This window comes from Dactylosporangium sp. NPDC050588, assembly GCF_040654975.1.
GTDB lineage: Bacteria > Actinomycetota > Actinomycetes > Mycobacteriales > Micromonosporaceae > Dactylosporangium > Dactylosporangium maewongense.
The window spans coordinates 56051-67887 of the sequence record NZ_JBFAJA010000040.1; the positions used below are offsets into that span (position 1 = coordinate 56051).

Consider the following 11837-nt stretch of genomic DNA (forward strand, 5'->3'; position numbering starts at 1 on the left):
GTTGCCGGCGGTGTCGCCGGGGGAGGGCGCCGCCGCGGCGGCGAGCCGCGCGTCGAACAGCGCCCGGTTCGCCAGGCCCGTCAACCCGTCGTGGGTCGCCTGGTGCCGCAGCTCGTCCTGCAGCAGCCGCGCCTGCGTGGCGTCGCGGGCGTTGCTGACGTAGCCGCCGACGCTCGGCAGGTGCAGCAGGTTGCGGCTCACGACGTCCAGCCACCGCCACGAGCCGTCGGCGTGCGCGTACCGCACCTGGTAGCTCACCGACGCGTTCGGGGCGGCCCGCAGCGTGTCCATCGCCGCCGCGAACGCCGGCAGGTCGTCGGGGTGCACGTGCGACATGACGGTCGTGCCGAGCACCGCCGCGGGTGACTTGCCCAGCAGGCGTTCCGTCGCCGGGGTCACGTAGGTGAGCGCGCCGGTGGCGTCGACGACCGAGGTGATGTCGGTCGAGTGGGCCAGCAGCGACCGGAAGCGTTCCTGCTGCGCGCCGAGCTCCGCGAGCAGCGCCGCGTTCTCCCGGAACGCCAGCAGCTGCCGGGTCACGACCAGGACGGTGGTCGCGGCGAGACCGCCGAGCAGCAGCCACACGTCGGGGCCGAGCCCGTCGCGCAGCACGACCGGCAGCGCCGCGAAGAGCCCGGCGAGGGTCGTGTACGGCAGCAGGCTGTAGGGCCGCCGGGTCCGCTGCGTGGACCGCTGCTCCAGCCGCACCGAGTGCTCCTGCAGCCGCGGCGCGACGGCGAGCAGCAGCGCCGGCAGCACCTGCGCGGCCAGCAGCAGCCGCAGGTGCCGGCCGTCGGCGGTGACGAGCGATCCGACGAACCCCTGGATCACGGCGGCGGCCACCATCGGCGCCGCCGCCAGCACGCTCAGCGGCGCGTTGCCGCTGAGCACCAGCTTCACCGCCGCGAACCCGGCGAACGCGATGATCACGGTGCCGAGCAGCAGCGCGACCGGGGAGTCGCCGGCCTGCGGCAGGAGCAGCAGCCAGATGAGCACCACGGCGCCGATCATCACCGTCCCGGCGTCCAGCCAGAACCGCGGCGTCGTCAGGGGCGCCGGGTGGCTGAGCATGACCCAGATGAGCCAGCCGGCACCGGCGAGGATCGCCACGGCCTGGAACGAGTTCGGCACCGCCGCCGGCGGCCCCGGATGCGTCCACGCGACGACGGTCTGGCTGAGGTCGCCGGCGACGAAGAACACCGCGGCGTGCGCCGCCTGCCGCCAGAACCGGCGCGCTTCCTCCGGCAGCTGCGGCATCGCCGCGACCCGCCGCGCGAACACCCAGATCAGCAGGTCGGACACCGGCAGCACGGTCCAGAACAGCCGGACCCCGCCGGCGCCGGTCAGCAGGCAGCCGACGACCACCACCGCGGCCACGGCGATCGCGAGCAGGGCCCGGTCGCGCCGCAGGTGCCCGATCACGGCGTCAGCGCCGGGTTGAGGCGCAGGAACGCGGCCTCGACCTGCGCGACCGGCCCCGGCTTGGCGAAGTGGTAGCCCTGCGCGAGCCGGCAGCCGAGGTCGTGCAGCAGCCGCGCCTGCTCCTGGGTCTCGATGCCCTCCGCGATCGCGGGCAGCTGCCGGCTGGTGCCCAGCTGCAGCACCGCGCGGGTGAACGCGTGGTCGCCGCCCGCGGCGTCGGCGGGGTCCGCCGGCACGAACGACCGGTCGATCTTCAGGATGTCGACGGGCAGCTGGGTGAGGTACGACAGCGACGAGTACCCGGTGCCGAAGTCGTCGATCGCGATCCGGATCCCGTGCTCGCGCAGCCCGTCGAGGGCGGCGAGCAGCGGCGCCGCGTCGTCGGCGACCCCGACGAACACCGACTCGGTGATCTCCAGGACGAGCGCGGACGCCGACAGCCCGGTCCGGGCGAGGGTCCGCAGCACCTGCTCGGCGAAGCCGGGCTCGGCGAGCTGCCGCACCGACACGTTCACCGTCAATGACGCGCCGTGCCGGTCGTGCCACGCCTTCGCGTCCCGGCACGCCTGCTCCAGGACCCACGCGCCGATCGGCACGATCATCCCGGTCTCCTCGGCGACGGGGATGAAGTCCAGCGGCGGCACCGGCCCGCCCGCCGGCGTCCAGCGCAGCAGCGCCTCGACCGCCACGATCCGCGCCGACGGCAGCTCCACCACCGGCTGGTAGTGCACGGCCAGCTCGCCGCGGTCGATCGCGTGCCGCAGCCCGGCGCTGATGCGGGTGAACGTCTCGCGGGCCGTGCGCAGCTCCGGCCGGTACACGCTGACCCGGTCCCGCCCGGAGCGCTTCGCCGCCCGCAGCGCCAGCTCGGCGTCGGCGACCGCGTCGCGGGGCGCGGCCTTCGCCGCGAGGTGCACCAGCCCGAGGCTCGCCGTGAGGTGCACCGCCCGCCCGCCGACGGTGAGCGGCGCCTTGAGCTCCGCCCGCAGGTGCTCGGCGAGGTGCGCGGCCCGCAGCTGCTCGACGTCCTCGACGAACAGCGCGAACTCGTCGCCGCCGAGCCGTGCGAGCGTGTCCGAGGGCGCGGCGAGCCGCCGCAGGAGGGCGGTGACCGCGACGAGGACCTCGTCGCCGAAGGCGTGCCCGTGCGCGTCGTTGACGTCGGTGAACCGGTCCAGGTCCAGCAGGATCAGCGCGTGCCGGCCCTGCTCGGCCCGGGTCAGCGCCCACTCCATCCGCTGGGTCAGCAGCGCCCGGTTGGCCAGGCCGGTCGTCGGGTCGTGCAGGGCGCCGTGCCGCAGCTGGTGCTCCAGCGCTTCGCGCTCCACCAGCGCGTCGGACAGCTCCCGCCCGTGCCGCTCCAGCTCGCCCGCGTGCGCGTCGAGCTCGCCGGAGCGCCGTTGCGCGACCCTGGCCAGGCCGCCGAGGCGCAGCACCAGCAGCAGCGACAGGGCGGCGGACAGCAGCGCCGGCACGTACAGGTGGTCGTTGCCGGCGGTGCCCCGGTGCACGACGAACGCGACCGGCCCGATCACCGCGGCGCAGGCGAACATGAGGATCCGCGGGTGGGATGCCACCTCGGCGTCCACCTGCGGCTGCCGCTCCTGCGTCTGCTGTGCCGGCCGCCGTCGCGGCAGGGCGGCGAGGCCCAGCGCCAGGTACGACAGCAGCCACAGCACGTTGTCCAGCAGCGCCACCGACCGGGTCGCGCCGGTCGCGGCGTGCGCGAAGAAGATGAAGTTCGCCGCCAGCAGCAGGCCCAGGGCCAGCAGCACGAGCCGGTTCGCCGGGTCGCGCATCGCGCCGGCGAACAGCACCCGCACCCCGGCCGCGAACAGCACCAGGTCGCACACCGGGTACAGCAGCGCCAGCGCCGTCGCGCCCGGCCCGCCCGGGTCGGCGTGGTGCAGGTACGGGTGCAGCAGCATCATCCAGTCGACGAGCGCCAGCCCGGCCGCGATGATCGACGCGTCCAGCAGGGCGGTGCGGGCCCGCCCGCCGGCCGCGCGGATCAGGCCGGCGATCAGCAGGCCGTAGGACGCCAGGTAGCCGATGTCGTTCCAGGACGGGAACGGCACCGTGCCCTTGCTCAGCCCTTCGGCGCCCCACGCCAGGTCGGCGCCGAGCCGGACCGCGAACCCGGCCGCGACCAGCCGCCACGGCCCGCGGTCCCGGCCGCGCTCCCGCCACAGGCGCGCGAGCAGGGGCGACGCGCACACGAGCGCGGTGAGCAGCCAGATCACCCGCCCGAGCCGGCCGTCGGTCACCGCCGATGCGGCGATCCCGGCCGCACCGGCGGTGAGCAGCACCCATCTCGTCGTGTGCACGCGCGCCTCCGCTCGGTGATCGGGTTACGTCGAGTGCACCCGCGGGCGGTTGCGGCGCGGTTGCCCAGGTCGTTGCCGTGTGGTTCCCCGGCGAAGCGGGCATGGAATACACATGCGGTGCTTGAGCGGGCGGTACCACCTCGGCGCGAAACTCGGCGAGGGTGGCATGGCGAGTGTCTGGCGGGCGCACGACGACGTCCTCGACCGGGACGTCGCGGTCAAGCTGCTCACCCCCGAGCACGCCGCCGACCCCGAGGCGTTCGACCGTGCCCGCAACGAGGCCCGCTCCGGCGCCCGCTTCGCCCACCCCAACGTGGTGGCCGTCTACGACTTCGGCACGTCCCGCCGCGGCGGCCGGGGCACCGCGTACCTGGTGATGGAGCTCGTCGAGGGCCCGCTGCTCATCGACGCGATGCGCGCCGGCCCCCTCGACTGGCAGGTCGCGGTCAGGATCTGCGCCGAGGTCGGCGCGGGCCTCGCCGCCGCGCACGGCCACGGCATCGTCCACCGCGACGTGAAGCCGGCGAACGTCGTGCTGACCCCCGCCGGCGCGAAGATCCTCGACTTCGGGGTCGCCGCCCCCGTCGGCCACCCGTCGGAGCGGATCGTGTTCGGCACCCCCGCGTACCTGGCCCCGGAGCGCCTCGACACCGGGCCCGCCAGCCCCGCCACCGACATCTACGCCCTCGGTGTCCTGCTCTACCAGTGCCTGACCGGGCGCATCCCGTGGCCGGCCGGCACCGACGAGCAGGTCCTGCGCGCCCACCGGTTCACCCCGCCGGAGGCGCTGCCGCCGATCCCGGGCCTGCCCCCGGAGATCGCCGAGCTGTGCACGTCGTGCCTGTCGAAGGTCCCCGAGTGCCGGCCGACGGCGGTCGCCCTCGCCCTGATCCTCGCCGCCGCCGTCGACGTGTCGGTCCACGTCCCGCCGGTCCTGACGCACCGGCCGCGCCCGCTGCCCGACGTGCTGGACGCCCCGACGCTCGCGACCGATGTCATCGGATGAATCTCGAAACGCCAGCCCTTGTGTTTCGTGGCTTACGCCTGATACACATCAAACCTCCGATGTATTTGGGGGTCTTGTGCGAGGAGAATTCGACGGGCTCGCCGCCGTCGTCACCGGGGGCGCGTCCGGGATCGGGCTCGCCACGGCGCTGCACCTGGCCGGGCGCGGCGCCCGCGTCGCCTGCCTCGACCTGCGGCCCGGCGAGCTGCCCGAGCCGCTGATCGGCATCACCGCCGACGTGTCCGACGACGCCACCGTCCGGGCCGGCATCGCCGCCGCCGCCGAACGGCTCGGCGGCATCGACATCCTGGTCAACAACGCGGGCATCGGGGCCATCGGCACCGTGGAGAGCAACCCCGACGACGAATGGCACCGGGTCCTCGACGTCAACGTCGTCGGCCTGGTCCGGGTGAGCCGGGCCGCGCTGCCGCACCTGCGCCGCTCCGCGCACCCCGCGATCGTCAACACCTGCTCGATCGCCGCCCACGCCGGCCTGCCCGACCGGGCCCTCTACAGCGCCAGCAAGGGCGCCGTGCAGGCGCTGACCGCGGCGATGGCCGCCGACCACGTGCGCGAAGGCATCCGGGTCTGCTGCGTCAACCCCGGCACCGCCGACACGCCCTGGGTGCGCCGGCTCCTCGACCAGGCCGCGGACCCCGCCGCGGAGCTCGCGGCGCTCAAGGCCCGCCAGCCGACCGGCCGCCTGGTCAGCGCCGAGGAGGTCGCGCACGCCATCGCCTACCTCGCCAGCCCCCTCGCCGGGGCGACCACCGGCACCGTGCTGTCCGTCGACGGCGGCATGCACGGCCTGCGACTGCGCCCCCTGGCATGAAGCTCGGTGTGAAGCTCGGGCTCGGCTGCGCCCAGCTGGGCAACCTGTACCACGAGATCGACGACGAGCGGGCGCACGCGACCGTCGACGCCGCCTGGGACGCCGGGGTGCGGCTCTTCGACACCGCGCCGCACTACGGGCTCGGCCTGTCGGAGCGGCGGCTCGGCGAGGCACTGCGGGGGCGGCCCCGCGACCAGTACACCGTCAGCACCAAGGTCGGCAGGCTCCTCGTCGGCGACCCGTCCTACGCAGGCGGCATGGACACCGAAGGGTTCGTGGTGCCCGCCACCCACCGGCGGGTCTGGGACTTCAGCCGCGACGGGATCCGCCGCTCCCTGGAGGCCAGCCTGGCCCGGCTCGGCCTCGACCGGATCGACGTGGCGCTGCTGCACGACCCCGAGCAGCATCCGGAGGTCGCGCTGCGCACCGGCTTCCCGGCCCTCGCCGAGCTGCGCGCGGAAGGCGTCGTCGGCGCCATCGGCGCCGGGTCGAAGGACGCCGCGGTGCTGACCCGCGTCGTCGTCGAGTGCACCCCCGACGTCGTCCTCGTCGCCGGCCGCCACACGCTGCTCGACCAGACCGCCGAGGAGCGCCTGCTGCCGGCGTGCAAGGCGGCGGGGGTCCAGGTGTACAACGCGGGCGTGTTCAACAGCGGGCTCCTGGCGCTGCCCGACCCGCGCGCCGACCTGCCCTACGAGTACGCCACCGCACCCGCCGCGCTCGTCGCGAAGGCCCGCGAGCTGGCCGCCGCCTGCGACCGGCACGGCACGACGCTGCCGGCGGCGGCGCTCGCCTTCGCCGCCACGGACCCGGCCGTCACCGCCGTCGTCGTCGGCGCCGACTCCCCGGAGCAGGTGCGCCGCAACGTCGCGCTCGCCGGCACCCCGCCGCCCGCGTCGCTGTGGCCGGCGCTGCGGGAGGCCGGGCTGCTGTGACGGTCATCGACGCGCACCACCACCTGTGGGACCTGGACGGCGGGTACACCTGGCTCGACGACCCCTCGCTCGCCCCGATCCGCCGCACGTTCACCCCCGCGGACCTGGAGGCCGAGCTGGCCGCGGCGGGGGTGTCGCACACCGTCCTCGTCGAGGGCGGCCGCTGCGACGCCGACGAGGCCGCGGTACTGCTCAGGCACGCCCTCGACACGCCGTCGATCGCCGGCGTGGTCGCCTGGGCCGACCCCGTGGACCTGCCCCTGTCGCGGTACCGGGAGCTGCCGGGCGCGCAGCACCTGGTGGGGCTGCGCGCCCAGGTGCAGGCCGAGCCGGCCGGCTACCTGGACCGGCCGGACGTCCGCGACGGGCTGCTGGCGATCGGCGCCGCCGGCCTCGCCTTCGACCTGGTCGTCCGGCACGATCAGCTCGCGGAGGCGGCCCGCCTCGCCCGGGACCTGCCCGACGTCCGGTTCGTCCTGGACCACCTCGGGAAGCCCGCGATCAGCTCCGGCGGGCTCGACCCGTGGCGGCGCGACCTGGCGCTCCTGGCCGGGTGCCCGAACGTCACGGCGAAGCTCTCGGGGCTGGTCACCGAGGCCGACCGGACCGCCTGGACCGCGGCGGACCTGGCCCCGTACGTGCGGGCCGCCGTCGAACTGTTCGGACCCGCACGGCTCATGTTCGGGTCGGACTGGCCCGTCTGCCTGCTCGCCGCCTCGTACCGACGCGTCCTCGACACCATGCGGGACCTGCTGCGCGACGTGCTGCCGGACACGGACGACGCGGGTCGCGCGGCAATCTTCGCCGGGACCGCCACCGCGGTCTACCGGCTGGACACCGGCACGGCGGGCGATACAGTCGCCCCGGAGGAATCCATGAGGGAAACATGGCACTGACCGACGAGGCGATCGACAAGATCAAGGGCATGATCACCTCCGGTGAGCTCGGCCCCGGCGACCGGCTGCCGAAGGAGGCCGACCTCGCCGAGCGGCTCGGCCTGTCCCGCAACTCGCTGCGCGAGGCGGTCAAGGCGCTGTCGATGATCCGCGTCCTGGACGTCCGGCAGGGCGACGGCACCTACGTCACCAGCCTCGCCCCGGACCTGCTCCTCGACGCGCTGAGCTTCGTCGTCGACTTCCATCGCGACGACACCGTCCTGCAGTTCCTCGAGGTGCGCCGGATTTTGGAGCCCGCCGCGACCGCCCTCGCCACCGAGCGGATGACCCCCGCCGACGTCGCGAAGCTGCAGACGGTGCTCGACCAGCTCGGCGACGACCCGACGATCGAGGCGCTCGTCGCCAACGACCTGGAGTTTCACCGGCAGATCGCGGCCGGCTCCGGCAACGCCGTGCTGTGCTCCCTCATCGACGGGCTGTCCGGCCCCACGACCAGGGCCAGGATCTGGCGCGGCCTCACCCAGGAGGGCGCCGCCGAGCGGACCCGCGAGCAGCACCAGGCGATCGTCGACGCGATCGGCGCCCGCCAGCCCGAGCTCGCCCGCTCCTGGGCGACGATCCACGTCGCGGGCGTGGAGGAGTGGCTGCGCCGCGCGCTGTGAACCGTGCCGCCGGCTTTGTCGCGCCGCGCGGCGCGGGCGGTTTCGCTCAGGTGGGACGTATCGCCGCCGATCGGTGAATCCGTGGAGCGTGCAGAGTCGCGGCGTTCGAAACGGCAGTGGCTGGCCGACCAGCCGGTGGCCAGGAAACTCCTGCTGCTGGTGCTGGTGTGCTGCGCCGTCGGGGCCGTCGTCCTCGGCGTCGGGGTCAGCAGCCTCGGCGAGGTCAACGCCAAGGCCGGCGACCTGTACCGGAACAACCTCGTGCCCTCGTCGCACCTCGCGGCGATGAGCCAGTCGGCGATGAAGGTCCAGGGCGACGTCGCGAACCTCGCACTGTCCAACGGGCCCGTGGCCAGCAAGGCGTTCCAGGACGGCATCGCCGCCTCCGACGCCGCCGTCGACAAGGAGCTCGCCGCGTACCGGTCGACGGTCACGACGGCGAGGCAGCGGCACCTGCTCGCCCGCTTCGAGATCTGGTGGGGCGCGTTCCGCAACATCCGCGACCACCGGCTGCTGCCGCTCGTCGCCGCCGGTGACATCCCCGGATTCCAGGCCGCGTACCTCGGCGACGGCGCCACCGTCTCCGCGAACGCGATGGCGGCCCTCACCGACCTGCTCGCCTACGAGCAGGCCGGCGGCCGGTCCGGCGCCGGCCACGCCGCCGACGCCTACAACCGGGCGCGGATCGCCATGATCGTCGCGCTGCTCGCCGGGCTCGCCGCGGCGATGCTGCTCAGCCGCTACCTGACCGGGCTCATCGTCCGGCCGATCCGCCGCGTCCACGCCGTGCTGACCGCTGTCGCCGCCGGCGACCTGACCGCCGAGGCCGACATCCCGCAGCGCGACGAGGTCGGCGACATGGCCCGCGCGTTGAACGCGGCGACCGCCAGCACCCGCGAGGCGGTCAGCAGCCTCGGCGACAACTCCGCGACGCTGTCCGCGGCCGCGGAGGAGCTCACCGCGATCAGCCGGCAGATCGACACCAGCGCCACCGACGCCAACTCCCGCGCCTCACTCGTCGCCCGCGCCGCCGGCGAGGTCAGCGAGCACGTCGCCGCCGTGGCCAACGGCGCCATGGAGATGAGCACCGCGATCGAGGAGATCTCCCGCAGCACCGCGCACGCCGCGACCGTCACCGCCACCGCCGTCTCGATCGCCGCCACGACCAACGAGACCATCGGCAAGCTCGGCGCCTCCTCCGGCGAGATCGGCGAGGTCATCAAGGTCATCACGTCGATCGCCGGGCAGACGAACCTCCTCGCGCTCAACGCGACGATCGAGGCGGCCCGCGCCGGCGACTTCGGCAAGGGCTTCGCCGTCGTCGCCCAGGAGGTCAAGGACCTCGCCCGCGAGACCGCCAGGGCCACCGACGACATCGGCAGACGCGTCCAGGCGATCCAGCTCGACACCGAGGACGCCGTCAACGCGATCAGCCGGATCGGCGAGGTCATCGCGCAGATGAGCGAGTACCAGCACTCGATCGCCGCCGCCGTCGAGGAGCAGGCGGTCACCGCCCGCACCATGGGTCACAGCGTCGACGAGGCCGCCGGCGGGTCCGTCGACATCGCCACCAACATCTCCGGCGTCGCCGACGCCACCAGGTCCACCAACGAGGGCGTCACCAGCACCGGCGAGGCCGTCGACCAGCTGGCCCGGATGGCCTCCGACATGCGTGGCCTCGTGTCGCGCTTCACGTACTGAGGACGTCATGCGGCGCTCTGTTTTCCTCGCGGTTCTCGTTGCACTGCTGTCGGGTCTCGTTGCCCTGCTGTCGGGATGCACGGAGGCGCTGAAGACCGACGACGGCGGCCCGTCGGCGCGGGTGGCGCTGCTGCTGCCGGAGCGCAAGGCCAGCCGGTACGAGGCCGGGGACCAGCCCTACTTCGCGCAGAAGCTGTCGGAGCTGTGCCCGGCCTGCGAGGTCGACTACCGCAACGCCGAGCAGGACGCCGCGACCCAGCTGCAGCAGGCCCAGGACGCGCTCGCCAAGGGCGCCAAGGTCCTCGTGCTCACCCCCGTCGACAGCGTCGCCGCCGGCCAGATCGTCTCCGCGGCGGCAGCGAAGGGCGTGCCGGTCATCTCGTACGACCGCCTGGTGCTCAAGACTGCGGTCGACTACTACATCTCCTTCGACAACGCGAAGGTCGGCGCGCTGCAGGCGGCGGCGCTGCTGCAGGCCCTCGGCCCGAAGGCGGCGGCGGGGGAGATCCTGTGGATCAACGGCTCGCCCACCGACAACAACGCCACCCTGTTCAAGCAGGGCGCCCACGCCGGTCTCGACGGCAAGGTCCGCGTCGCCGCCGAGTCCGACACCGCCGAGTGGAACCCCGACAACGCGAAGGCGTGGACGGCCCGCACCCTGCCGACCCTCCGGGGCCGCACGATCGTCGGCGTGTACGCCGCGAACGACGGCACCGCGGGCGCCGCGATCGCCGCGATGAAGGCCGCGGGCCTGCCGCAGGTGCCGGTGACCGGCCAGGACGCGGAGACGGCAGCGCTGCAGCGGATCCTCGTCGGCGACCAGTACATGACCGTCTACAAGGCGATCCGCACCGAGGCCGAGACCGCGGCGGCCCTCGCGAGCGACCTGGTGCGTGGCAAACGGCCGGCCGCGCCGGCGAGCGTCGACAACGGCGCCGGCCAGGTCCCGTCGATCCTGCTCGACCCGGTGACCGTCACCAAGGACACGATCGCGTCCACGGTGGTGAAGGACGGCTTCGTCACGCCGTCGGCGCTGTGCGCGGGCGCCTACGCGGAGGCGTGCAAGGCGGCGGGGATCGCCTGAACCCGGGGGTCTTGCGCTTGCTGGCTAATGGCATTAGCTTTAAAGCTATGGAACTTAGCTTCGCTGTTGAGGGTGGCCGCGTCGGGTACGACGACAGCGGCGGCGACGGGCCGCTCCTGCTGTGCCTGCCCGGGATGGGCGTCACGCGGATGACGTACGACCTGATCCGGCCGCTGTTCGTCGACGCCGGCCACCGCGTCGTCACGATGGACCTGCGCGGCTCGGGCTCCTCCGACGCCGTCTGGTCCGACTACTCACCGGAGGCGATCGCCCGCGATGCCGTCGCGCTCCTGCGCCACCTCGACGCCGGCCCGGCCGTGCTGCTCACCAACTCCTACACCGGCGCCAGCGCGGTCTGGGCCGCCGCCGAGGCCCCTTCGCTCTTCCGTGCGATCGTGCTCTGCGCCCCGTTCGCCAGGGTCATGCCCGCGCCGAACCCCGTGATGCGCCTGGCGATCGCCGCCGTCGGCCGCTTCCGTCCACTGTGGATGCTGTACTGGTCGAGCCTGTTCAAGACCCGCAAACCCGCGAACCACAAGGCGGAGCGCGCCGCCCTCTCCGCGAACCTCGCCGAGCCCGGCCGTATGGCAGCATTGCGGGCGATGTTCGCCGCCGACGTGTCCGTGTGCGAGGCCCGCATGGGCGAGGTCCGCACGCCCGCCCTCGTGCTCATGGGCACCAAGGACCCCGACTTCCCCGACCCCGCCGCCGAGGCCGCTCTGGTCGCCTCCCGCATCGGCGCCACCGTCACGATGATCGACGGCGCCGGCCACTACCCGCACTCGGAGTTCCCCGCCGAGACCGCGTCGGCCGTCCTCGCCTTCCTCAACCAGCCCGCCACCCATGCCTAGGCCAGCCCCGAGCCAGCCGCGGCCCATGCCTAGGCTCGGTCTGATCCGGGACGTGCCCAGGGCCGGCCTGATCCGGGACGTGCCCGGGGCCGGTCTGATCCGGGATATGTCTATGTCGGGC

At 74.1% G+C, this 11837-nt stretch carries 10 protein-coding genes; 8 read left to right on the forward strand and 2 right to left on the reverse strand.

The features are described from left to right. Positions 1-1422: PAS domain S-box protein (locus AB0I21_RS27175; RefSeq protein ID WP_360565269.1), on the reverse strand; the 1422-nt coding region annotated here is incomplete at its 3' end. Further along, on the reverse strand, positions 1419-3749 hold the full coding sequence (locus AB0I21_RS27180) for a bifunctional diguanylate cyclase/phosphodiesterase (protein WP_360565271.1): 2331 nt from the start codon (positions 3747-3749) through the stop codon (positions 1419-1421). The genes AB0I21_RS27175 and AB0I21_RS27180, both read right to left, overlap by 4 nt. Before the next feature lie 112 nt (positions 3750-3861). Between AB0I21_RS27180 and AB0I21_RS27185 the strand changes: the two genes are divergently transcribed. The 8 genes from AB0I21_RS27185 (at position 3862) to AB0I21_RS27220 (ending at position 11716) form a co-directional block, all read left to right on the forward strand. After that, positions 3862-4755 (forward strand): serine/threonine-protein kinase, encoded by an 894-nt coding sequence (locus AB0I21_RS27185; protein WP_360565273.1) that lies wholly within the window; start codon positions 3862-3864, stop codon positions 4753-4755. Positions 4756-4831: 76 nt separating this feature from the next. After that, entirely contained in the window at positions 4832-5587 is a 756-nt protein-coding gene (locus AB0I21_RS27190) for an SDR family oxidoreductase (protein WP_360565275.1), read from the forward strand. Beyond that, positions 5584-6522 carry an aldo/keto reductase gene (locus AB0I21_RS27195; RefSeq protein ID WP_360565276.1) on the forward strand — a complete coding sequence of 313 codons (939 nt, stop codon included), beginning with the start codon at positions 5584-5586 and terminating at the stop codon, positions 6520-6522. The genes AB0I21_RS27190 and AB0I21_RS27195 overlap by 4 nt, the downstream gene beginning before the upstream one ends. Beyond that, positions 6519-7418: an amidohydrolase family protein gene (locus tag AB0I21_RS27200; protein WP_360565278.1), complete on the forward strand. Its 900-nt coding sequence runs from the start codon at positions 6519-6521 to the stop codon at positions 7416-7418. The genes AB0I21_RS27195 and AB0I21_RS27200 overlap by 4 nt, the downstream gene beginning before the upstream one ends. Then, positions 7409-8080, forward strand: coding sequence for a FadR/GntR family transcriptional regulator (locus AB0I21_RS27205; RefSeq protein WP_344502654.1), 672 nt, complete (start codon positions 7409-7411; stop codon positions 8078-8080). The genes AB0I21_RS27200 and AB0I21_RS27205 overlap by 10 nt, the downstream gene beginning before the upstream one ends. Before the next feature lie 81 nt (positions 8081-8161). Then, positions 8162-9781 carry a methyl-accepting chemotaxis protein gene (locus AB0I21_RS27210; RefSeq protein ID WP_360565280.1) on the forward strand — a complete coding sequence of 540 codons (1620 nt, stop codon included), beginning with the start codon at positions 8162-8164 and terminating at the stop codon, positions 9779-9781. Positions 9782-9788: 7 nt separating this feature from the next. After that, positions 9789-10865: a substrate-binding domain-containing protein gene (locus AB0I21_RS27215; RefSeq protein WP_360565282.1), complete on the forward strand. Its 1077-nt coding sequence runs from the start codon at positions 9789-9791 to the stop codon at positions 10863-10865. A 47-nt stretch (positions 10866-10912) separates the two neighbouring features. Further along, complete coding sequence (locus tag AB0I21_RS27220; RefSeq protein WP_360565283.1) at positions 10913-11716, forward strand: alpha/beta hydrolase; 804 nt, start codon at positions 10913-10915, stop codon at positions 11714-11716. Positions 11717-11837: the final 121 nt, after the last annotated feature.